The organism is Streptomyces sp. NPDC111520, from assembly GCF_055635295.1.
The window spans coordinates 34506-56438 of the sequence record NZ_JBVKBW010000023.1; the positions used below are offsets into that span (position 1 = coordinate 34506).

At 71.0% G+C, this 21933-nt stretch carries 28 protein-coding genes; 21 read left to right on the plus strand and 7 right to left on the minus strand.

Features of this window, described 5'->3' with window-relative positions; translation table 11 throughout:
• Positions 1 to 9: 9 nt before the first annotated feature.
• From ACZ7MY_RS36660 to ACZ7MY_RS36670, 3 genes are all read right to left on the minus strand, one after another.
• Entirely contained in the window at positions 10 to 1035 is a 1026-nt protein-coding gene (locus tag ACZ7MY_RS36660) for a S1C family serine protease (protein WP_499608928.1), read from the minus strand.
• Positions 1036 to 1211: 176 nt separating this feature from the next.
• The gene (locus ACZ7MY_RS36665) at positions 1212 to 2234 is read right to left on the minus strand and encodes a LacI family DNA-binding transcriptional regulator (protein ID WP_499608930.1); all 1023 of its coding nucleotides are present in this window, start codon (positions 2232 to 2234) and stop codon (positions 1212 to 1214) included.
• A 66-nt stretch (positions 2235 to 2300) separates the two neighbouring features.
• Positions 2301 to 3062: a response regulator transcription factor gene (locus tag ACZ7MY_RS36670; RefSeq protein ID WP_499608932.1), complete on the minus strand. Its 762-nt coding sequence runs from the start codon at positions 3060 to 3062 to the stop codon at positions 2301 to 2303.
• Between the two features lie 177 nt (positions 3063 to 3239).
• Between ACZ7MY_RS36670 and ACZ7MY_RS36675 the strand changes: the two genes are divergently transcribed.
• The 8 genes from ACZ7MY_RS36675 (at position 3240) to ACZ7MY_RS36710 (ending at position 8044) form a co-directional block, all read left to right on the plus strand.
• Positions 3240 to 4082, plus strand: coding sequence for an alpha/beta hydrolase (locus ACZ7MY_RS36675; protein WP_499608934.1), 843 nt, complete (start codon positions 3240 to 3242; stop codon positions 4080 to 4082).
• Positions 4083 to 4215: 133 nt separating this feature from the next.
• A complete protein-coding gene (locus ACZ7MY_RS36680) occupies positions 4216 to 4479 on the plus strand; it encodes a MoaD/ThiS family protein (RefSeq protein WP_018559654.1) in 264 nt (87 codons plus the stop codon).
• A gap of 4 nt (positions 4480 to 4483) precedes the next feature.
• A complete protein-coding gene (locus tag ACZ7MY_RS36685) occupies positions 4484 to 5365 on the plus strand; it encodes a hypothetical protein (RefSeq protein WP_499608937.1) in 882 nt (293 codons plus the stop codon).
• A gap of 45 nt (positions 5366 to 5410) precedes the next feature.
• A complete protein-coding gene (locus tag ACZ7MY_RS36690; RefSeq protein ID WP_499608939.1) occupies positions 5411 to 6124 on the plus strand; it encodes an LmeA family phospholipid-binding protein in 714 nt (237 codons plus the stop codon).
• A 160-nt stretch (positions 6125 to 6284) separates the two neighbouring features.
• A complete protein-coding gene (locus ACZ7MY_RS36695) occupies positions 6285 to 6365 on the plus strand; it encodes a putative leader peptide (RefSeq protein WP_354797803.1) in 81 nt (26 codons plus the stop codon).
• Positions 6366 to 6510: 145 nt separating this feature from the next.
• Entirely contained in the window at positions 6511 to 7356 is an 846-nt protein-coding gene (locus ACZ7MY_RS36700; protein WP_499608941.1) for a sulfurtransferase, read from the plus strand.
• Between the two features lie 40 nt (positions 7357 to 7396).
• On the plus strand, positions 7397 to 7687 hold the full coding sequence (locus ACZ7MY_RS36705; protein WP_499608943.1) for a DUF1416 domain-containing protein: 291 nt from the start codon (positions 7397 to 7399) through the stop codon (positions 7685 to 7687).
• 123 nt (positions 7688 to 7810) lie between these two features.
• Positions 7811 to 8044 (plus strand): hypothetical protein, encoded by a 234-nt coding sequence (locus ACZ7MY_RS36710; protein WP_499609096.1) that lies wholly within the window; start codon positions 7811 to 7813, stop codon positions 8042 to 8044.
• Between the two features lie 58 nt (positions 8045 to 8102).
• Here the strand turns inward: ACZ7MY_RS36710 and ACZ7MY_RS36715 are convergent, their stop codons facing one another.
• Entirely contained in the window at positions 8103 to 8465 is a 363-nt protein-coding gene (locus ACZ7MY_RS36715; protein ID WP_499608945.1) for a DsrE family protein, read from the minus strand.
• Positions 8466 to 8855: 390 nt separating this feature from the next.
• Here ACZ7MY_RS36715 and ACZ7MY_RS36720 point away from each other — a divergent pair, with 390 nt between their 5' ends.
• From ACZ7MY_RS36720 to ygfZ, 7 genes are all read left to right on the plus strand, one after another.
• Complete coding sequence (locus tag ACZ7MY_RS36720) at positions 8856 to 9344, plus strand: hypothetical protein (RefSeq protein ID WP_499608947.1); 489 nt, start codon at positions 8856 to 8858, stop codon at positions 9342 to 9344.
• A gap of 83 nt (positions 9345 to 9427) precedes the next feature.
• Positions 9428 to 10222, plus strand: a complete 795-nt coding sequence (locus ACZ7MY_RS36725) for a hypothetical protein (RefSeq protein ID WP_499608949.1) — start codon at positions 9428 to 9430, stop codon at positions 10220 to 10222.
• Positions 10219 to 11160, plus strand: coding sequence for a hypothetical protein (locus ACZ7MY_RS36730; protein ID WP_499608951.1), 942 nt, complete (start codon positions 10219 to 10221; stop codon positions 11158 to 11160). The genes ACZ7MY_RS36725 and ACZ7MY_RS36730 overlap by 4 nt, the downstream gene beginning before the upstream one ends.
• Entirely contained in the window at positions 11157 to 12311 is a 1155-nt protein-coding gene (locus tag ACZ7MY_RS36735; RefSeq protein WP_499608953.1) for a hypothetical protein, read from the plus strand. The genes ACZ7MY_RS36730 and ACZ7MY_RS36735 overlap by 4 nt, the downstream gene beginning before the upstream one ends.
• A gap of 249 nt (positions 12312 to 12560) precedes the next feature.
• Positions 12561 to 13124: a heme-binding beta-barrel domain-containing protein gene (locus tag ACZ7MY_RS36740; RefSeq protein ID WP_499608956.1), complete on the plus strand. Its 564-nt coding sequence runs from the start codon at positions 12561 to 12563 to the stop codon at positions 13122 to 13124.
• A gap of 73 nt (positions 13125 to 13197) precedes the next feature.
• Positions 13198 to 13650 carry a Fur family transcriptional regulator gene (locus ACZ7MY_RS36745; RefSeq protein ID WP_499608958.1) on the plus strand — a complete coding sequence of 151 codons (453 nt, stop codon included), beginning with the start codon at positions 13198 to 13200 and terminating at the stop codon, positions 13648 to 13650.
• 10 nt (positions 13651 to 13660) lie between these two features.
• Entirely contained in the window at positions 13661 to 14641 is a 981-nt protein-coding gene (gene ygfZ, locus ACZ7MY_RS36750; RefSeq protein WP_499608960.1) for a CAF17-like 4Fe-4S cluster assembly/insertion protein YgfZ, read from the plus strand.
• 43 nt (positions 14642 to 14684) lie between these two features.
• Here ygfZ and dtd read toward each other — a convergent pair whose 3' ends face one another.
• Complete coding sequence (dtd, locus tag ACZ7MY_RS36755; RefSeq protein WP_499608962.1) at positions 14685 to 15110, minus strand: D-aminoacyl-tRNA deacylase; 426 nt, start codon at positions 15108 to 15110, stop codon at positions 14685 to 14687.
• Between the two features lie 213 nt (positions 15111 to 15323).
• Here dtd and ACZ7MY_RS36760 point away from each other — a divergent pair, with 213 nt between their 5' ends.
• Together ACZ7MY_RS36760 and ACZ7MY_RS36765 are read left to right on the plus strand one after the other, a co-directional pair.
• Entirely contained in the window at positions 15324 to 15854 is a 531-nt protein-coding gene (locus ACZ7MY_RS36760; protein ID WP_499609098.1) for an RsiG family protein, read from the plus strand.
• A gap of 58 nt (positions 15855 to 15912) precedes the next feature.
• Positions 15913 to 17154: a GNAT family N-acetyltransferase gene (locus tag ACZ7MY_RS36765; protein ID WP_499608964.1), complete on the plus strand. Its 1242-nt coding sequence runs from the start codon at positions 15913 to 15915 to the stop codon at positions 17152 to 17154.
• Between the two features lie 6 nt (positions 17155 to 17160).
• Here the strand turns inward: ACZ7MY_RS36765 and ACZ7MY_RS36770 are convergent, their stop codons facing one another.
• Positions 17161 to 17340, minus strand: coding sequence for a hypothetical protein (locus tag ACZ7MY_RS36770; RefSeq protein ID WP_499608966.1), 180 nt, complete (start codon positions 17338 to 17340; stop codon positions 17161 to 17163).
• Positions 17341 to 17398: 58 nt separating this feature from the next.
• Positions 17399 to 17566, minus strand: a complete 168-nt coding sequence (locus ACZ7MY_RS36775; RefSeq protein ID WP_179280085.1) for a hypothetical protein — start codon at positions 17564 to 17566, stop codon at positions 17399 to 17401.
• Positions 17567 to 17950: 384 nt separating this feature from the next.
• Here ACZ7MY_RS36775 and ACZ7MY_RS36780 point away from each other — a divergent pair, with 384 nt between their 5' ends.
• From ACZ7MY_RS36780 to ACZ7MY_RS36795, 4 genes are all read left to right on the plus strand, one after another.
• Entirely contained in the window at positions 17951 to 18763 is an 813-nt protein-coding gene (locus tag ACZ7MY_RS36780; RefSeq protein ID WP_499608969.1) for a GntR family transcriptional regulator, read from the plus strand.
• A complete protein-coding gene (locus tag ACZ7MY_RS36785; RefSeq protein ID WP_499608971.1) occupies positions 18712 to 19431 on the plus strand; it encodes an HAD family hydrolase in 720 nt (239 codons plus the stop codon). The genes ACZ7MY_RS36780 and ACZ7MY_RS36785 overlap by 52 nt, the downstream gene beginning before the upstream one ends.
• A gap of 87 nt (positions 19432 to 19518) precedes the next feature.
• Positions 19519 to 20235, plus strand: coding sequence for an HAD family hydrolase (locus tag ACZ7MY_RS36790; RefSeq protein ID WP_499609101.1), 717 nt, complete (start codon positions 19519 to 19521; stop codon positions 20233 to 20235).
• Between the two features lie 370 nt (positions 20236 to 20605).
• A complete protein-coding gene (locus ACZ7MY_RS36795) occupies positions 20606 to 21904 on the plus strand; it encodes a phosphotransferase (RefSeq protein ID WP_499608973.1) in 1299 nt (432 codons plus the stop codon).
• Positions 21905 to 21933: the final 29 nt, after the last annotated feature.

Consider the following 21933-nt stretch of genomic DNA (forward strand, 5'->3'; position numbering starts at 1 on the left):
GCGGTGCGGTCAGCTGTCGCTGTCGCCGTTGCGCAGGGTGCCGAGGTCGGACTTGAGGGTGTTCACCGGGATCGCGAAGCCGAGGCCGACGCTGCCGGCCTGGCCGCTTGCGGAGGAGGCGGCGGAGTACATGGCCGAGTTGATGCCGATGATCTCGCCGCTCATGTTGATCAGGGCACCACCGGAGTTGCCGGGGTTGAGGGAGGCGTCGGTCTGGATCGCCTTGTACGTGGTCGTGGACGGGCCGACGTCGCCGTTGTACTGGCCGCCGCCGAACTCGAACGGCCACCGGCCGGTCCCGCCGCCGGGCCGCTGCCCCTGGCCCTCGCCGGTGGAGACGGTGACGTCGCGGTCGACCGCGGAGACGATGCCGCTGGTGACGGTGCCGGTCAGGCCCTCGGGCGAGCCGATGGCGACGACCTGGTCGCCGACCGCGACCCGGCTGGAGTCGCCGAGCGAGGCGACCGGAAGACCACTCACGCCCTCGGCCTTCACCAGCGCGAGGTCCTTGCCGCTGTCGGTGCCGACGACGCTGCCGGTGACCGTCTTGCCCGAGCTGAAGGTCACCTTGACCGAATCGGCCCCGGAGACGACGTGGTTGTTGGTGACGATCTCACCGTCGCCGGTGACGACCACCCCGGAACCCGTCGACTCCCCGGCGGCCGAGGTCGCGCTGATCTCCACGATGCTCGGGCTGACGGCGGCGGCCACGGCCGAGACACCGGTGCTGCCCGAGCTGCTGGTGCCGATCACCTTCGTCGAGGTGCCCGCCGTGGAGGTCGGGGTGGTCGCCCGTCCCACGAGGGCGGCCGTGCCGCCGCCGATCAGCGCGGACACCAGCGCCACGGAGGCGACCAGGGCCACGGGACGGCGGTTCCGGCGCTGCGACTGCGCCTGGGGCTGCGGCTGCGCGGCGTAGGGCGCGGGGTGCCCGTACGTCAGCAGCGGCTCGTAGGGCGGCCGGGGCGGGTACCCGCCGGCGCCGGAGGACTGCTGCGGGTCGTGGGCGTCGTTGCGACGGGTGCTCTCGTTCATGCCTATGACTGTTCTCGCTGAACATGAGAGCCGCCTGAGTGTGACCTGAGAAGCGGGGCAGAGTTCCGTATGCCCGATATGAGGAACGAAGCCGCAGGTCAGGGCCTACGCTTACACAGCCCGTAGACGGGCCGCCGACCGGGGCGGGGGCGGGCCCGCCGCGGCCGGCGCCGCGGTCAGTGGCAGCCGCAGCTGCGCCGTACGACCAGCCGGGACGGGAACTGCCGCAGCCGCTCGCGCCGCGAGCCGTTCACCCGCAGCCCGTCGTCCAGCACCAGGTCGACCGCCGCGCGGGCCATCGCCTCGCGGTCCGAGGCCACCGTCGTCAGCGGCGGGTCGGTGAGCGCCGCCTCCTTGACGTCGTCGAACCCGGCCACGGCCAGCTCGCCCGGCACGTCGATGCGCAGTTCGCGGGCCGCCCGGAGCAGGCCGATGGCCTGGTCGTCGGTGGCGCAGACGATGGCCGTCGGCCGGTCGGGCCGGGACAGCAGCTCCAGGCCGACCTCGTAGGCGTCGTAGCGGTTGTACGAGGACGAGAACAGGCGGCCGTCGACGGGGATGCCCGCCTCCTGCATCGCCCGGCGCCAGCCCTCGATGTGGTCGGTGACCGGGTCGCCGTGCTTCGGGGTGATCTCGGTGCCGCCGAGGCAGGCCACGTACGAGTGGCCGTGCTCCAGCAGGTGCCGGGTGGCGAGCTGGGCGCCGCCGACGTCGTCCGTCACGACCGCGACGTCGTCGATCGCCTCCGGGCGCCGGTGCATCAGCACGACCCGCGCGTCCCAGGCGTCGATCTCCGTCGCGGCGTGCTCGCTGAGGCCCTGGCTGATCAGGATCAGCCCCGAGACCCGCATGCCGAGGAAGGCCCGCAGGTAGTGCACCTCGCGCTCGTCGAGGTAGTCCGAGTTGCCGACCAGCACCATCTTGCCGCGCTCGGCGGCCGCCCTTTCGACGGCGTGCGCCATCTCCGCGAAGAACGGCTGCCGGGCGTCCGGCACGATCAGGCCTATCAGGTCGGTGCGGCGGCTCGCCATCGCCTGGGCCACCCGGTCGGGGCGGTAGCCCAGCTGTTTGATCGCCGCGAGGACGCGCTCGCGGGTGGCCGGTGCGACCGGCCGGGGTCCGTTGTTGATGACGTAGCTGACGACCGCGGTCGAGGTCCCCGCAAGCCTGGCCACATCGTCACGCGTCACCTTTGCCACGGGCCGAGTCTACGCGGGTACACCCGTGCATCCCACCGTCTGTCCACAGGCGTGACCACCGCGTGATCACCCGTTCCTGGAGGCGGTCACGGCCGTTCCCTGCGCGGGTTCCTGCCCGGTCCGCGCGGGCGCCGTCTCCTCCGCCGCCCGCTCGCCCTTCTCCGGGGTGACGAAGCGGTAGCCGACGTTGCGGACGGTGCCGATCAGGGACTCGTGCTCGGGCCCGAGCTTGGCGCGCAGCCGCCGTACGTGGACGTCCACGGTGCGGGTGCCGCCGAAGTAGTCGTAACCCCAGACCTCCTGGAGGAGCTGGGCGCGGGTGAAGACCCGGCCCGGGTGCTGCGCCAGGTACTTCAGCAGCTCGAACTCCTTGAAGGTCAGGTCCAGGACCCTGCCCTTGAGCTTCGCGCTGTACGTGGCCTCGTCCACCGACAGGTCGCCGTTGCGGATCTCCATCGGGCTGTCGTCGACGCCGATCTGCTGCCGGCCCATCGCCAGCCGCAGCCGCGCCTCGACCTCGGCGGGTCCCGCCGTGTCCAGCAGGACGTCGTCGATGCCCCAGTCCGCGGTGACGGCCGCCAGCCCGCCCTCGGTGACCACCAGGACCAGCGGGCAGCCGGGCCCGGTGGAGCGCAGCAGCTGGCACAGCGAGCGGACCTGCGGCAGCTCGCGGCGGCCGTCGACGAGGATCACGTCGGCGCCGGGCGTGTCCACCAGCGCGGGGCCCTCGGCCGGGGCCACCCGTACGTTGTGCAGCAGCAGCCCGAGTGCCGGGAGCACCTCGGTGGACGGCTGCAGCGCGTTGGTCAGGAGGAGGAGTGAGCTCACCGGCCGCTCCCGTCGTCCACCGTCCGGTCATGCGTGTTCCGCTTGCCCATAGCGACCCTCCTCGGTCCTGCGAGGACGTGTGCGTGCGCCGACGTGTGCGCTCCGGTGCCCCGGAAAGCACGAAAGGACCCGGGGGCGACGCTGCCCGGATCCTCTTGACCAAAGAGAATAGCCCACATGGAGTCCGTGAGTGAGTCCGCCGCCGTGCGGTCGAGTGTCCCGTCGATCGTCTCCGGGGGGCTGCGGGCCGTCCTGACGGCCGAGGACCGGGTGCCGATCGACGCCGCGTACCTGCCCGGGACGACGCCCGGGGGGCTCGCGATCGTCGTGGCGCACGGCTTCACCGGCGCACTGGAGCGGCCGGCCGTGGTCCGGGCGGCGGAGACCTTCGCCCGGGTGGACGGCGTCGGTGGCGTGGTGACCTTCTCCTTCCGCGGGCACGGCCGCTCGGGCGGGCGCTCCACGGTCGGCGACCGCGAGGTCCTGGACCTGGACGCCGCGGTGCGCTGGGCACGGCGGCTCGGTCACCCCGCGGTGGCCTCGGTGGGCTTCTCCATGGGCGGTTCCGTCGTCCTGCGGCACGCGGGGCGCAAACCGGCGCACGAGGGGGCGCACGTTGACGCCGTCGTCTCCGTGAGCGCGCCCGCGCGCTGGTACTACCGCGGTACGGCACCGATGCGCCGGGTGCACTGGGCGATCACCCAGCCCGTGGGACGACTGGTCTCCCGGGGACTGCTGCACACGCGCATCCACGACAGGGACTGGGACCCCGTGCCCGTGCCGCCCGTCGAGGCGGTGCGCTCCATCGCGCCCACACCCCTGCTCGTCGTGCACGGCGACCGCGACGGCTACTTCCCGCTCGACCACCCGCTCTCCCTGGCCGAGGCCGCGGGCGACGCCGCCGAACTGTGGATCGAGCCCGGGTTCGGCCACGCCGAGAACGCCGCGGCGCCCGACCTCCTGCGCCGCATCGCCGTGTGGACGGCCGCCCGCACCCGCCCCGCCGGCCCGCCCGCCTGACCCCGCCGGCCCGTCCGCCTGACCCCGCCGGCCCGTCCGCCGCCGCGCGGACCGGGCCCGGCCGACGTGCCCCGCCCGCGCTGCGCCATCATGGACCGCGGCAGGACCCGCACGGGCGAACGGAAGGACCGCTATGGCGGCACACGGAACCATCCGGTACTGGGCCGCGGCCAAGGCCGCCGCCGGCGCCGCGGAGGAGCCGTACCGGGAGGGCACCCTCGCCGAGGCGCTGGACGCGGCGCGCGAGCGCCACGCGTCCCGCCCCGAGTTCGCCCGCGTCCTGGCGAACTGTTCGTTCCTGGTCGACGGGAACCCCGTCGGCACCCGGGACCACGCCGGGGTGCGGTTGGCCGACGGCGGCACCGTCGAGGTGCTCCCGCCGTTCGCGGGAGGATGAGCACGTGACCGACAACCACGACTGGTACGACCGCGGCGCGGGCCCGATGCCCGCGCACGACACCACCGCCCTCCTCCCGCCCGTGGACGGCGCCCCGGAGCCGCCTCCCGGCGGCGGCCGCGCCGCCCGGCGCCGGCAGGCCTCCCGCGCCGGCTCGCCGATCATCGCCCCCGGCATGCAGCCCGCCCTCGTCACGGCCGCCCTGGCGCTGCTGCTGGCCGGCGGAGCGCTGCTGGGGCGCCCCGCGCTCGCCGCCGCGGGCGTGCTGCTGCAGGCGGTCACCGCGGCCGGCTGGTTCCGGCTGAACGGCATGTGGCCGGCCCGGCAGGGCATCGTGCTGGCCTTCCTGGCGGGTGTCACCGCCGAGGTCGCCGTGCTGGCCGACGGGGTGGACAACGCCCCGGCGGTGATCATCGGCACCCTCGGCGTCTGGCTGCTGCTCGTCCTCGTCCTGCAGCTGCGCCACCGCGGCACCCCCGAGGAGCGGCTCTCCTCGCTGACCGCGACCTCCGCCTCGACGCTCATCACGATCCTGGCCACCGGATTCCTGGCGACGACGGCCGACCCGCGCGGCACCGACGCCGTGGTGACCGCGGTGGTCGCGGTCGCCGTCGCGACGCTCGCCCGGGCGATCCCGCTGCCCGGCGTGGTCTCGGTCCTCGTCGCGCTCGCGGCCGCCACCGGCAGCGGCGTCGCCCTCGGGCAGCTGGAGACCTCCGACGCGGCGCCGGTCGCGCTCGTCGCCGGGATCTGCGCGCTGATCGGCCTGCGGGTGGCCAGCTACGACTTCCCGTCCCGGTTCGTGCACTTCACGGCGGGTGTGGCGCTGCCGCTGACCGCCGCGGCCCCGGCGGTCTACGTGACCGCCCGGGCACTGCTGGGCTGACACACCGACTAGGGTCGGTCCGAACACCGACTCGGGGGTTGTCGCATGCGCACTCTGAAGGTCCTGCTCGTCCTCTTCGTGCTCCTCGGCGGCCTGTTCGTCGCGGCGGACCGGATCGCCGTGCACTTCGCGGAGTCCGAGGCGGCGGACCGGGCGAAGACGACGCTGGGGCTGACCTCCCCGCCGGGGATCGACATCAAGGGCTTCCCGTTCCTCACGCAGGTGCTGGCCAAGAAGCTCGACGACGTCGAGGTGACGGCGGACGGCGTGCAGGCCGCCGGCACCGGGGGCGAGACGCTGCGCGTCGCCCGCTTCCGGGCCGACCTGCACGGGGTGAGCCTGGGCGACGGCTTCAGCAGCGCGGTCGCCGACACGGCCGAGGGCACCGCCCTGGTCAGCTACGAGGACCTGGCCAAGGCCGCCCCCAGCGGCGTGACGATCGGCTACGGCGGCACCTCGGCGAACGGCAAGGGCCAGGTCAAGATGGGGGTGGAGGTCTCCACCCCGGTCGGCACGATCAAGCGCAGCGTGGTGAGCGAGGTCGCCGTGGCCGGCAAGGGCAAGATCAAGCTGACCGCGGGCAAGATACCGGGACTGGACTCGCTGCCCCCGGTCGTGGAGGACCTGATCCGCGAGCGGATCGACTTCACCCGCGCGCTGACGGGCCTGCCGGAGGGCATCGAGCTCACGTCGGTCACCGCGACCGCCGACGGCATCGACATCGCGGCGACCGGCAAGAAGGTCGTTCTCGCCCAGTGAGACGTCGGCGTCCGCTCCGCAGCCGACGCGGCGGCCGGCGGGCCCCGGGCTATCGGGCGGAGGTGCGGCACCCGAAGTTCATCTCGAAGTACGGACAATCTCATCTCGGGATACGGACCGCCGGTGACACCGGCCGGTCCCCTTCCCTACGATCGAGGCCATGAAGCGACAGGCGGACCTCACGAAGCGGCGGGCAGTCGACCTGTGCCGTGTCGCCGCCATGCTCTGTCGCGTCCCCTAGGGGCCCCGCGCCGTCTCCCGGCGCCGCACTCCGCCCCACCCTTCCCCGCGCTCATGCCGTGGCGCGCCCGCGCAGCGCAGCCCGGCCCCCCTGCGCACCCGTCCGTGCGCCGTGACATTCCGCAACTGCCCCGGAGGAGACAGCAATGAGCCGCAGTGACGTCCTGGTGGACGCCGACTGGGTCCAGGCCCGGATCGACGACCCGAAGGTGGTCATCGTCGAGGTCGACGAGGACACGTCGGCGTACGACAAGAACCACATCAAGAACGCCGTCCGGATCGACTGGAAGCAGGACCTCCAGGACCCGGTGCGCCGTGACTTCGTCGACCAGGCCGGCTTCGAGAAGCTCCTGTCGGAGAAGGGCATCGCGAACGACGACACCGTCGTCCTCTACGGCGGCAACAACAACTGGTTCGCGTCCTACGCGTACTGGTACTTCAAGCTCTACGGCCACCAGGACGTCAAGCTCCTCGACGGCGGCCGCAAGAAGTGGGAGCTGGACTCCCGCGACTTGGTCGACGGCTCCGAGGTCCCGTCCCGCCCGGCCACCGAGTACCAGGCCAAGGCCCAGGACGTCTCGATCCGCGCCTTCCGCGACGACGTGATCGCCGCCATCGGCAGCCTCAACCTGGTCGACGTCCGCTCGCCCGACGAGTTCTCCGGCAAGCTGCTCGCCCCGGCCCACCTCCCCCAGGAGCAGTCCCAGCGCCCGGGCCACGTCCCGACCGCCCGGAACATCCCGTGGTCGAAGTCGGCCAACGACGACGGCACCTTCAAGTCGGACGACGAGCTGAAGGAGCTGTACGAGGGCGAGGGTGTGGACCTGGCCAAGGACACCATCGCCTACTGCCGCATCGGCGAGCGCTCCGCGCACAGCTGGTTCGTGCTGCACGAGCTGCTCGGCCAGCCCAACGTCAAGAACTACGACGGTTCCTGGACCGAGTACGGCTCCCTCGTCGGCGTGCCGATCGAGCTCGGCGCCGCGAAGTAAGCCCCGAGACCCGAGACCCCGACCCGGAGGAATCAGCACCATGTGTGGAGCGAAGGCCGGCGGCCCGGACCTGGCCGGCATCGACGTGGCGACCGAGACGATCATCCAGGGTTCCGTGACCCGCGACGGCGAGCCGGTGACCGGTTACGTCCGGCTGCTGGACGGCGGCGGCGAGTTCACGGCCGAGGTGCCGACCTCGGCGACCGGCCAGTTCCGCTTCTTCGCGGCCCCCGGGACGTGGACGCTGCGCGCCCTCGTGCCGGGCGCGACGGTGGACCGCGCCGTCGTCGCCCAGCAGGGCGACCTCACCGAGGTCGCCATCGCCGTCTGACCCACGGCAGCGCGTACGACGAAGGGCCGCACATTCCCACCGGGCCACCGACTGGGAGTGCGGCCCTTCGGGTCGTACGGTGGAAGGGTGTCCACGAGGCGTCGTCGTCGCTGGTATTACGCCATGATGGGCAGTTGCGTCCTGCTCTTCGTCCTGGCGTGGAGTCTCGTGCGCCTGTGGTCGGTGCCGGTGGCGGTCGGGATGTGCGTGGTGGCCATGGTCATCCCGCCGATCGCCGCCGTGGTGGCCAACCGCAGGGGCCCGGACGAGCACTGGTGGGACGAGACCGGCGACGCGACCTCCGACGAGTGGTGGCGCGAGCTGGACCGCCGCGACGACCACCGCGACCAGCGCTGACCCCCGGGGGAGGCCACGCGCCCACCGCACCTGGTGCGCGCACGCGGGGCGCGGCGGCTCAGTAGACGAGTGCCTGCGTACCGTCGGCCATGGCCTCGCTGACGAATACCTGCGCACCGGCGATCCGGACGCCGTCGAGCACGTCCGCCTCCGTGATGTCGCGGCGGGCCGCGCACTGCGTGCACAGCGTGATCCGGCCCCCCGCAAGGATCCCGTCGATCAGCTCGGGCAGCGGCGCGGCGTGCGGCAGCTCGAACTCCGCGGCCCGTCCCGGCAGCGCGAACCACGAGGACTCACCGGTCAGCCAGAGGGACACCTCGACGCCGCTGGCGACCGCCACCGCCGCTACCGTGAACGCCTGGGAGCAGCGTTCGGGAGCGTCGGCACCTGCGGTTACCTTGATCACGAGCTTCTTCGCCATGGCTCATACCTTAGGGTGGCCGGTCTCACAGGAAAAACACTGGGAGCGTTTGCCGACGCTCGACAATAATGCGTTCGCCGCGTAGGCGCGATCAGCGCGCCTGCTGCGGATTTCTGCCCGGGGGGGCTTGTGGAAGCGCGTACTGAATCGCGTACCGGCGTCGTGATCGCCACGATTGCCGGACTTGTTGTGCTCACGACATTGACTGCCGGGGCCGTCGTGGCGTTCGGCTCATCGTCCTCATCGCCGTCCGCGTCCGCGTTCCCGGCCGATACCGCGCCGAGCAGCGCGGATCCGGGAACCACAGGACCGGGGACGCCGTCGCCGACGGCCTCCCCGAGCCGGAGCGCGACGGCCTCGCCCTCGCCCGCCCACACCCTCAAGGGCACCGTGGCGAACGGCAGGCACAGCGGGGACCTGCGCTACTTCCTGCTGACCCCGCCGGCGGACGCCGAGGTCTACGGCGACGAGCAGGGCACCGAGCTGTCCCGCTCGGAGGTCGCGGACTCCGCGGACGTCAAGCGGGCCCTGGCCGCAGGCGGCTTCAAGGCCGCGGCCCAGCGGACCTACCTCACCGCTGACGGCGACTACGAGGTCTCCGCGCAGCTCGTCCGCTTCGCGAGCGCCGGCTCCGCCACGGCCTACTACGACGGCTTCTACTACGAGGGCACCCGGATCACGCTGCCGTCCTCGGGCACCCCCGGCAAGGCCTACCGGCTGTCGTCCTCCTCCGCGGAGAGCACCGGCTCGGTGATCGTCCTGTCCCACCAGGGCGACGTGCACATCACCCTCTCCGTCACCGGGGCGAAGACCCCCGGCAAGAACCTGCTCGCGCGGCTCCTCGACCAGCAGTACCGGCGCCTGAAGACCGGCCGCTGAGCCGAGCCGCACGGCACACCGAACGTACGGGCCGGCCCGCACGCCGGCCCCACCCACCCACGAACACGCCAGTGGAGAACCCCTTGTCCCAGGACACCCCCGTCCCGGAACAGGACGCACCTGTTCCGGACGGGCCCCCCGTCCGCCCGCCGCGCAGACGCGGCCGGACCACCCTGCTGATCGCCTGCGCGGCCGTCCTCGGCGTCCTCGCGGGCGCCGGCACGGGATACCAGATCCAGTACGACCGCCCCGAGACCCCGCTCCCGCCGCTGGCCCAGCACAAGCTCGTGCAGCCCAGGGGCGCCGCCCCCGCGGCGAAGCCGCTGACGGCCGCCGAGGACACGCTGGTCACGTCCGAAGGGGACCTGCGCAAGCTGCTGCTGAAGCGGCCGAAGGGCGCCAAGGACCTGGACGGCCAGACCGGCAACGACCACTGGATGTCGCTGTACGAGTACGCGGACAGCTTCGACCAACCGGACCACATGTTCAGCGAGCTGAACAGCAACGACTTCCGGAGGGCCGCCGTCTCCGTGTGGCGGACGGGCGGTTACGCCACGACCACCACCACCGAGGTCCGCCTGATCCAGTTCCGCGACGAGAGCGGCACCTACACCGACGACATGCTCGACGGGCAGCAGAGCTACATGGCCGAGAAGAAGTACGCGGGCAACACCGGGTCCGCCATCCCCGGCGCCTTCGACGGCAGGGTGTGGGTCTACTCCAAGCCCTGGACGAAGGCGGGCTACCTGCCCCTGTACACGGCCCGCGCCCTGGCCCGGAAGGGCACGGTCATGATGGACATCTGGGTGAACTCGGAACGGCCGATCAAGAAGTCCACCATGATGTCCCTGGCCGAGCGGCAGTGGGAGCGGCTGTGAGCGACGAGAACACCCCTGTCCCCGCGGAGTCGCGGCCGGAGTCACAGCCGGAGCCGCAGTCCGAGGGCCGTGCCGACGCGCCGGCGGCCCCGTCAGAAGCGCAGCCTGCGCCGGTCGAGGGGCCCGAGCCCGTGGACGGGACCACCGCGCCGGAGACCGTCCCCGTGCCCGTTCCTGCGCCCGAGTCCGCACCCGCGCCCCGTCGCGGCCGTCGCGGCCTCGCGCTCGGCATCGCCGCCGCGCTGGTCGCCGTCGTCGCGGGCGGCGGCATCGGCTTCGCCGTGCTGCAGCACCAGAAGGACGACGGCAAGCAGGCGAGCCACCAGACCTGGAAGGCCCCCGAGCCGAAGAAGACCGGCGAGTACGGCACCCAGTCCGGCGGCAGCCACTACGGCACCCTCGGCAAGCTGCTGCTCCCCGTGCCCGACACCTACATGCCGGGCCCGGACGTCGGCGAGTTCGGCAACGACGCCGAGTTCACCGGCAAGGAGGCGGTGGCCGTGTTCGAGGGCGACCTCGCCGGGCTGCCGAAGAAACAGCGCGACCGGCTGCACAAGACCGTGGCGGGGCTGCACATCCAGGGCGTCGGCCTGCGGACGTACCGCGAGGCGATGGGCGCGGCCGTCTTCGAGACGCAGATCGTGCAGATGAAGAACAAGCGCGCGGCGCGCGCCGGAACCGAGTTCTTCACCGAGTTCACCAAGGCGCTCGGAGTCTTCAGGAACGGGCCGAGGATCGAGGGCCACGACAAGGCGCGTTGCGTACTGCCGCCGAAGAAGCCCGGCGCCGAGCTCGACACCATGATCTGCGAGGCGACCGAGGGCGACCTGACCATCCGCATGTCCGTCTCCGGCACCTCGCCGCTGGAGAAGGACGACGCCGCGGATCTGTTCAAGCAGCAGCTCGACCGCGTACAGGACCCGGGAGAGGCCGCATGAGCGAGCAGACCCAGAGAGACGACGTGAAGATCCCGGCGCAGTCCGCCGCCCCGGCGGCGGAGACCCTCCCGGACGCCGGCCCCGTGGCCGCCCCGGCGGAGGGCGCCGAGCCGGCAGCCGAGCCCGAGGCCGTCGCGGCGCAGGCTTCCGCGGAGGCTGTGTCCGCCGAGGCCGCCCCGGAGGCCGTCGAGCCTGAGCCCGAGCCCGCCGACGGGGTGCCGGCCGAAGTCGCCGCCCCGGAGGCCGTCGTGGCGGAGGCGGAGGCCGTGTCCCCGGACGCATCACCGGCAACCGAGCCCGAGCCCGAGCCCGTGCCCGCGGACGGGGTGCCGGCGGAGGCCGCCACCCCCGAAGCCGCCGCCCCCGAGGCCGTCGCCCCCGTTCGGCGGAAGCCGCTGCGGGAGCGGCGGGTCCTGCGGGCCGCCCTGCGGTGGACGGCCGCCGTCGTGGTGTTCGCGGCCCTCGGCGGAGCCGCGGCGTACGCCGTCACGCAGCCCGAGCGGACCGAGATCCCGGGTCTGGAGACCCCGGACGACGGCCGCTGGACGTACCCCGCGCTGAAGCTGCCCAAGCTCCCCGCGGGGGAGCCCCGCGCGCTGGACACGGAGCGGAACCGCCCCCGCCGTCACTACGCGGACGTCCGCACCCTGCTGCTCCCGGCCCCCGCCGGGGCCAAGGTCGACAAGGACTTCCCGGGCGCCACCGGGTGGCTGCCGACCGGCGACTTCCTGGAGCTCTACCCCAAGGGAGACCGCAAGAAGCTGGGCGCGGCCCTGGAGCAGAACACCCTCCGGCACATCGCCGCCCGCGCCTGGACCATGGGCGACGGCACCCGCGCGGAGGTCTACCTGCTGCAGTTCGCAACCGAGGGCTACTCGGGCGACGCCAAGGACACGTTCGTCGTGGACGGCACCCCCGCGCAGGCGGATTCGGCCGACTACGACAAGGAGTGGGAGTCGACCTGGCTCGACGACCCCGAGCTGCACCCCTCCCTCTTCGACGAGGACAAACCGCGCGGCGCCGAGCACGTCCGCTACGGCTACGTCCAGGCCGGCGACGTCCTGGCGGTGGTCGTCCTCTCCAAGGCCGGCACCCAGCCCGCCGTGCCGTTCCACCAGACCGTGCTGCTCCAGGCGCAGCTGCTCGGCTGACCGGGCCCGTACGCGGGCGACCGGGTGCGGGCGCGGCGTGTGGGGAGACCTCACGCGGCCGCGCCCGCACCCGCCCACTAGACTCGTAGCCGGCCCCACCGGGCCGCCGACCGTCCGCGCATGCCCGAGGAGCACGCTCGTGAGCCCCCTTGAGTTCTTCTTCGACACCCTGCTCGTCCTGGTCTGCCTGGGCGTCATCGCGTTCTCGGCTCTGGTCGTCAAGAAGCTCTACCAGGGACAGCGCTGAACATGATCGAGATCCCCTCCGACCTGCACCCCGACCTGGTCCCCCTCGCCTTCCTCCTGGGCACCTGGGAGGGCGCGGGCGTCTTCGACTTCCCGGGCGACGAGAAGTGCAACTTCGGGCAGGAGGTGATCTTCAGCCACGACGGGCGGTCGTTCCTGGAGTACACCTCCAAGACCTGGGTGCTGGACGCCGAGGGCAAGCCGGCGAAGCCGCTGGAGAGCGAGTCCGGCTTCTGGCGCGTCGACAAGGACCGCAAGGTCGAGGTCACCATGACCCGTGACGACGGCGTCATCGAGATCTGGTACGGCGAGCTCGCCGAGGCCAAGCCGCAGATCGACCTCGTCACCGACGCCGTGGCCCGGCTCGCCGACGCGCCCCCGTACAGCGGCGGCAAGCGCCTGTACGGCTACGTCAAGAGCGACCTGATGTGGGTCGGCGAGAAGGCCACCCCCGAGGTGCCGCTCCGCCCCTACATGTCGGCGCACCTGAAGAAGGTCGTCAACCCCAGCGAGTGGGCGAAGGACCTGGGGGACCTCCCGGACGACGGCATCGCCTTCTTCCGCTGAGACGTACGGCCGGAAGGCCGCCGAGGGGGATCACGACGCCGTGATCCCCCTTTCCCTTGCCTAGACTGTCCTCGTGGTCACCACGGACTGGAAGAGCGACCTGAGGCAGCGCGGCTACCGACTGACGCCGCAGCGGCAGCTTGTCCTGGAGGCTGTGGACGAGCTGGAGCACGCCACCCCCGACGACATCCTGACCGAGGTGCGCAAGACCGCCTCCGGGATCAACATCTCCACGGTCTACCGCACCCTGGAGCTCCTGGAGGAGCTGGGCCTGGTCAGCCACGCCCACCTCGGACACGGCGCCCCGACCTACCACCTCGCCGACCGCCACCACCACATGCACCTGGTGTGCCGGGACTGCGAGTCCGTCATCGAGGCTGACGTCTCCGTCGCCGAGCCGCTGACGGCCCGGCTGCGCGAGACGTACGGCTTCGAGACCGACATGAAGCACTTCGCGATCTTCGGCCGTTGCGCGGACTGCGCGGGGCAGCCCCGAACGCCTGAGGGTTCAAGTAACCGGACGTAGGGTGGTGGGCATGCAGCGCCAAACAACGACCAGTCCCCTGCTGTCGCTCCCCGGTGCCGTCCCCGCGGAGGGCCCGGACGAGGGAGTGGCCGCGCACTACGGAGACCTCTTCCGCGAACAGCGCGCGCTGGCGGGCGGCGACGGCTTCGTCGACCTCTCCCACCGGGGCGTCGTCGCCGTCACCGGGCAGGACCGCCTCGCGTGGCTCCACCTGCTGCTGACCCAGCACGTCAGCGACCTCCCGCCGGGCCGGGCCACCGAGGCGCTCGTCCTCTCCGCCCACGGCCACATCGAGCACGCCCTCTACCTCGTCGACGACGGTACGACCACCTGGATGCACGTCGAGTCCGGCACGCAGGGCGAGCTCATCGCGTACCTGGAGAGCATGAAGTTCTTCTACCAGGTCGACGTCTCCGACCGGACCGGCGAGTACGCCGTCGTGCACCTGCCCGCGGGCAGCATCGCCACCGTCCCCGGGGACTGGCCGGTGCGCGAGGTCCCGTACGGCCGCGAGGTGTTCGTGCCGCGCGGCGAACTGGAGGACCTGCCGCGGCAGCTCGGCACCCCGGTGGGCGTGCTGGCCCTGGAGGCGCTGCGGATCGAGGCGCACCGCCCGCGGGTCGGCCTGGAGACCGACCACCGCACCATCCCGCACGAGCTGGGCTGGCTGGACACCGCCGTCCACCTCGACAAGGGCTGCTACCGCGGCCAGGAGACCGTCGCGCGGGTGCACAACCTCGGCCGGCCGCCGCGCCGCCTGGTCTTCCTCCACCTCGACGGCAGCGAGGTCAAGCTGCCCGGCCACGGCGCGCCCGTACGGCTCGCCGCGGACGGGCCCGACGGCCGCCCGGTCGGCACCGTCACCTCCTCCGCCCGGCACTGGGAGCTGGGGCCGATCGCCCTCGCCGTGATCAAGCGCAACACCCCGGTGGACGCGACGCTGCTCGCGGACGGGACGGCGGCGAGCCAGGAGACGGTCGTCGCGCCGTGAGGTGAGGGGCGCGCCGTGAGGGACCGGCCCTGAGGGTCGTGCCTCACATCTCCAGGACGACCGTGAACGGGCCGTCGTTCGTGAGCGAGACCTTCATCTCCGCTCCGAACCGGCCCGTCTCCACATGGGCGCCCAGCGACCGCAGTTGCGCCACCACCTCGTCCACCAGCGGCTCGGCGACCGGGCCGGGCGCCGCCGCGTTCCACGTGGGGCGGCGCCCCTTGCGGGCGTCACCGTAGAGGGTGAACTGGGAGATCACGAGCAGCGGCGCGGCGATGTCCGAGCAGGACTTCTCCCCGGGCAGGATGCGCAGCCCCCACAGCTTCCGGGCCAGTTGGGCCGCCTTCTCGGCAGTGTCGTCGTGCGTCACCCCCACCAGCACACACAGGCCGGGACCCGCGATCTCGCCGACCGTCTCGCCGTCCACCACGACACTCGCTTCGCTCACCCGCTGGGCCACCGCACGCATGCCGCCATTGTCCCGGCCCGGCGGGGGCGCGCGGCACCCGGGCCGTACGCCCGCTTGGACTCACGCACAACTGTCCGGAGCCGCCGTTCGGGTGCAGGTGCCTGCGCGACGCAGCTACTCGGTGGCACGATCGAAGTCTGCCCGACGTGGGGGACGAGGGGACGGACAGCGATGAAGCACAGCATCACGACCGGCACGGCGGAAGGCGATCGCATGCTCAAGGCACCGGGCCCGCGCTCCCCCCTCACCGCCGGCACCCCCCAGCCCGACCTCGTCGGCCTGACCCTCGACGGGCTGCGCACCGCGCGCCGCGAGGCCCAGCTGGAGGAGGCCGACCTCTCCTACCTGCGGCGGCTCCTGCAGGGCCGGATCGACATCCTCCGCGCCGAAGTCGCCCGGCGCACCGCCCCGGACGCGCCCGTGCTCGACCGGCTCTCCGAGATCCTCACCGACACCCCGTCCCGGCACCGCTCCTCCGCCCGCCACGTCACCCTGGGCACCCCGCACAGCGAGCGCTACCGGCAGCTCGCCGAAGAGATGCTCGCCGAGGTCCAGCTCTCCGACCTCGAGGCCCGCACCGACCAGGAACTCCACGACGCGATGGGCCGGCTGGTCCGCCACGAGCAGCAGGTCTCGCGCTGCCGGCAGTCCCTGCAGCGGACGGTGGACGGCTGCAGCACCGAGATCGCCCGCCGCTACCGCGAGGGCGAGGCCCGGGTCGACGACCTGCTGGCGGGCGACTGACGGCAGCGTGGCGAAAACCGGATGCGGCCGGGGCCTGGGTCCGCCTACCGTGCGGGACATGAGCCTTGAGGTCCGTACGATCGGCGAGTCCGACTTCCCCGGCTGGCTGCGCGCCGTCAACACCGGTTTCCACCGGCCGCCGTCGGTGACGGAGGAGGAGATCGCGCTCCGCCGCTCCCAGACGGACCTCGACCGCACCCAGGGCGCCTTCGACGAGGGCCGCTGCGTGGCCACCTTCCGCAGCATGCCCCGCGAACTGACCGTGTCCGGCGGAGCGGTGCTGCCCGCCTCGGCGATCACCAACGTCTCCGTCACCGCCACGCACCGCCGCCGCGGCTTGGCCTCCCGCATGATGGCCGCCGAACTCGACGCCTGCGTGCGCCGTGGCGAGCCCGTCGCGATCCTCGTCGCCGCCGAGTACCGGATCTACGGCCGCTTCGGCTTCGGCCCCGCCGCCGGGATCACCGAGTGGGAGGTCGACACCGCCCGCGCCGGCCGCCCCCAGGGGCCGCCGTCCGACAGCGGCCGCGTCGACCTGTCGGACCCGTCCGAGGTCCTCAAGCTCGGACCGCAGCTCCACGACCGGGTGCGGCTGCGCCACCCCGGCGCGATCAACCGCACCGAGCGCAACTGGGAGTACGCCACCGGGACGGTGGTCAACCCCTCCTTCCCCTGGAAGGAACCGATCTTCGTCCTCTACCGCGACGCCTCCGGCCGCGTGGACGGCCTGGCCGCGTACACGGCCGAGGACACCTGGCACGGGATGTTCCCGAAGGTCCCGGTCACCGTGCGGGAGTTGATCGCCGCGACCCCCGAGGCCGAGCGCGCCCTGTGGCGCTACCTGCTCGCCGTCGACTGGGTCGCGACCGTCCGCACCGGCTTCCGCGGCCAGGACGACGTCCTGCCGCTGCTGCTGGACGACCCGCGCGCCGCCCACGTCCACTCCACCAGCGACTTCCTGTGGCTGCGGCTGCTGGACGTGCCCCGGGCGCTGTCGGCCCGCACCTACGCGGCGCCGGGCTCCGTCGTCCTCGACGTCGCCGACCCGGACGGCTACGCCGCCGGCCGCTTCCGCCTCGAAGCCGCCGCCGACGGCACCGCCACCGCCGAGGCGGCCCCCTCCGCCGCCCCGGACGTCTCCCTCACTGCGGCCGCCCTCGCCTCCCTCTACCTCGGCGAGGAGTCCGCGGCCCGCCTGACCGTCACGGGCGCCGTCACGGAGTCCCACCCGGGCGGCGCGGCCCGCGTCGACGCGCTGTTCCGTACGGCACGCAGGCCCTGGCCGATCGACACGTTCTAGCGGCGGCTAGCGGTGTCCGTACGACATCAGCACCAGCAGGACGAGCACCCCGCCGACGCACATCGCATAACTGGAACGCGCCCTGTGCCCGGCGGCCACCAGCAGCACGCCCAGCCCCATCAACGGCCCGTACTGCCACGCCAGGTACTGCTCCAGCAGCGCCGCCGTCAGATGACCCCACAACATGACCCACCCCCTTCCCAGGTGGCCGACCGAAAGGCGCGGGCCCGCTGCCGCACCGGCCCTACTGGGCCAGCAGCAGCGCGATCACCGCGAGTCCGACGCACGTGAACGTCGTGTTCCGGGCCTTGTGGCCCACCGTGAACAGTCCGACGGCGAAGGCGCCGGCCGCGCCGTACCGCCACTGGACGAGCTGCTCGAACGCGAAGGCGCACAGAGCGAGAGCGGGCATAGCGATTCACTCCTTCGAGGCGCGCGGGATCGTTCCTCCGCGCGTAGAGCACGGAAGGAGACAGAGTTGACCCGTGGGTCGGCAGGTGGCTGAGCGGAAGCGTGGTGCTGCTGATGCGTGCGAAGCGTCGTGGCGCTGCACTCTCAGCCGCGGTCATCCCCGGCGCATCGTCGGGACGGAGAGGCTGCGGCCCCTGGTAGGTGCCAACTGGCCTAAGTTGACTGCTATCTGGGCCAGTTGACTGTGTTCATGTTTATGTTGTCCCCGTTGACTACAGATCCATAAACTCGACGCAGTCAACTCCACTTGCCTGACTTGAAGATGTAGGCTTCTTCTGTGACCGGTGGGCGAACAGCCAATGGCGCCAGGCGTGAGTGGGAGCGCGTGGCCGATTCGCTGCGTGACCGGATCGAGGCCGGCGAGATCCCTGTTGACGGCCAACTCCCCACCCAGGCTGAGCTGGTGAAACAGTTCGACGTCGCCCGCGCCACGGTCCAGAGGGCGCTCAGGGAGCTCCAGGATGAGGGTTACGTAGCGTCAATCCAGGGCAAGGGCGTCTTCGCCCGAAACTGGCGCAACCCGACACCGGCACATGCCAACGGCGCACCGGAGCAGCCTGTTTCGGCCACGGTCAAACTGGCGGACGCCCTGGTGGAGGCCTTCGCGGACGAACACGTCACGATCGACGCCTACTGCCTCACGAGCGAGTCCCTCAACGGCGCGCTCCTGGAACCCGTCGGCCGCATCCTGCGAGGAGAGCTGCGGCCTTCCTCTATCACCGTCAGGCTGCTCCTCCCCAGCCCCCACGCGTTCCTCGCGATCCCGAAGAGCGTCGACGACCCCGAGGATCCCCGTCCGAGAGAGCGCTTGGCGGGATTGATAGACCTGCACATGCGACTGCTGAGCAACCTGCTCACCGATCTCGAGACCCGTGGGTGCGTCGACTCCGTGACGATCGAGACCAGGAAGGTTCCGATCACCCCCACGACCAAGGTCTATCTGCTGAACGGCGATCGCGGCCTGCAGGGTTACTACGCGGTCCAGAAAGGCAACGTCGCCCTCAATGACGGCACGTCGATGGAGATCTACGACGTGCTCGGTGTGGGAGCGGAACTCTACGCCCAGGGATCGGAACAATTCAGTACATGTCGACAGTGGTTCGATTCCCTGTGGAGGACGATCGCCCAATCGAACTGACGTCTGGAGTGGACCGAAATGTCCTGCTGGACTTCGATGGGCCGATCTGTCGCGTCTTCGCTCATCACCCCGCGGAGAACGTGGCCAAGGCGCTGAAAGAGCAGATGCGTTCGTACGCGCCGCTCGCGCCGGCTATCGAGGCTTTTGATGACCCCCACGCACTCCTGGCGGTCGTGGCGAGTGATCCCTCGGCGTATGCGCCGGGCCTGGCCGTCGAGTTGGATCAACTCCTCGCGGAGGAGGAAGTCACGGCGGCGGCGTCAGCGGTGATGACGGAGGGTTTGACGCCGGTGGTCAGGTCCTGGCGAGAGCAGGGGATCCGGCTTGGCGTCGTGACCAACAACACCGAGGCCGCCGTTCGGGTCTTCCTGCGTGCCGCGGGACTGCTGGAGGCCTTTGACGGCCCGATCATCGGCCGTCCTGGGGACGCGCGCCTGATGAAGCCCAGCGGCCACATGCTCCGATTGGCGATGAACAGGTTGGGGACCTCGCCCGAGGGCTGCGTCTTCGTCGGGGACTCCTGGCGTGATGCCCGCGCCGCGCGCAGTGTCGGGATGAGGTTCGTCGGTTACTCGCGTGACGAGGAGCGAAAGCGGGTTGAACTTTCCTCGGAAGGTGTCGGGACGGTGATCTCTCACATGGCGGAGCTGGAGGGCATGAAGTGGTGAGGGTCTCGCGTCAAGTGCGGGTGCACTCTGGCGCAGGGCGAGGTGCGGAATCACACTCACTGAGTGACCTCTGACGGCGGGCCGCGGATGACGCGTGCTTCTTGTTCCCCACGCCAGGCCTTGCACGATGTGGCGGGCGTTCTCTTCGACTTCGACGGCCCATTGTGTCATCTGTTCGCCACGGTATCCGCCCCAAGCGTGGCTCGTGAACTCTGGACGTTCATCGAGCGGGAGCGACTCCCGGCCCTGGACACCGTTCCCATCGGGAAGCGCCAGAGCCCTGTGGACATATTCAAGGGTGCGGTCGACAAATGGGAGGATCCCCGTGACGTAGCACGGCTCGAGCGGCGTCTCACGAAATGGGAACGCCGGGCCGTTGAGGGGGCCAAGGCGACGGACGGGGCCGTGGAGCTCGTACGATCCCTGCACGGGAGGGTGCCGATGGCGATCACCACAAACAACTCCGAGAAGGCGGTTCGGCGGCATCTCGAAATATGCGACATCGCCAAGGAGTTCGGGGAGCGCATTCATGGCCGCCCGGGGATGCGGGGCGGCCGTCCTCGGAAACCGAAATTGAAACCGGATCCGGACTGTATTGAACGGGCTCTTTCTGATTTCGGCCCCGTGGACAGGGCGAAGGTCCTGATGATAGGAGACTCGCCGGATGACGTAGAAGCCGCTCTCAGTGCGGGCGTGCGGTTCCTGGGTTTCCAGAACCCGGACGGAAACACCGTGCTTACCGACAGATATCCGGGTATTCCGCTGGTCCATCACCTGGCTGAGCTCGGGGAGTATCGCTGCTGAGCCTCCCGCGTCCGTCCAGGGCGTACGTTCCGGTTGCATGTCAGGGAGCGGGCGGGCCTGCGGAGCGGCGCGTGGCGGAAAATGGCAGATTGGTCAGCTGTCAGGTCAGACCGGGTGAAGTCACCCCTTTGGGTCAAAGTGACGTGGGGGATGCCCCGACACCCTGTCGGCATAAGTATGCAAAGACCGGCACGCCTTCACGTGCGAAGTGCATAAAAATACAGAGAAGGTGTTCGCCGGCGGGGACTTTACGGGGGGTGAGGTGCGCCGAACGTCTTCCGTCGTTCGTCAGGCGCGTGTTCGCGAATTGCCTTCACCCGAGGTTGCGCGAGACTAGCATCGGCTGTTTCGAACTAGGTCAGGGAAGCCGGTGTCTAGGACTGTCCATCGCAAGGCTGCGCAGTTGGGGGGAACCGTCGTCGGCCCCCTCGGGGGGCATCATCACGAGGCATATGCCGTGCGCACATCGCGCGATTCCGGATCGGGCAGTCGGATTCCCTGGGTCAAAGTGCGTGTCCGGCGATCGGGCATCATTCGGTACGACCAGCGATGTTTTAAATTTGAGGAACCCGTGCTCGACTTCTTGGTGGGCCGGGTCCCCAGGATTCCCCGGGTCGTCGACCCCAACCCCGAGCTACCTGTTCACAGTTTCATCGAAGGGCGCACGCTGAGAGAGATCCCCGAGGGGCCGGAGGGGCTTGACGCCCTCTATGTCGACCAGATCATGGAGGTCTTCGAATCTCTGTGCCGGATCGACACCGACGATGCAATCTCCATCGAGCGGGTCTGTAACTGCCCGCGCGAACAGGAATCAAATGGTTCGAGGTTCTTCTTCCGTAGGTTGCTGGAATTCATCCGATCCTCTGCTCACGACAACGGGATCGCGGCCTTTCGTTCCTTGCTCGCTGATTTCGGCGTATCGGACAGGTTGCTCGCCGAGCTGGAGGACAGCTCATGCGAGTTGACCGACCGTCCCTATGTTCTCATTCACGGCGACCTGCATCGCGATAATTTCGTCGTCGATGACGACAAGAACCTGTGGACCATCGACTGGGAGCTTGCCCGAATCGGCGACCCGCTTTACGAGTTGGCCACCCACCTGTACCTCATGCGCTATCCAGAGGAGCAGGAGCGTGTGGTCGTCGAGCATTGGAAGACCCGGATTGAGGCGGCCTGCACGGGTGCGACCTTCGGGGCGGACGCCGATCTGCGGACCTATCTGGACTTCAAACGCGTGCAGTCGGCGCACACAGATCTGATGCGTGCCGGCTGGCGGCTCGCCCAACTGCGCCGCGGTGGCCGGAAGCTCGATGAGGCCGCGTGGGCTGCCGCGCCGGTGATCGCCGACGTGTTGAAGGCGGTGGAGCAGAGCGGCTTTGTCCTGGACAGACCGGCACCGTCGGTGGACGAGGCCGCGGATCTGCTGTTGTCCTGGCGCCGTGGCCTCGGCAGCCGGATTGTTCTGCACCGTTGGGCCATGAAGCGGGCTGCGGCCGTGAGTCACCCGGCGAAACCTCGGCGAGCGCTTTGGGATCCCTGGAATCGGATCGGCGACTGGTGCGACCGGAGGCTGACTCAAAGGCGCACCACCGACACGTACGCGGGGCAGGCCGGCGCGCCGGTCGTAGCCGAGAGCGAGGCGGCTTCCGCACCCGTACCGGCGGGCTGAGTCGATGCACCCGCCGGGGCGCTGGCCGG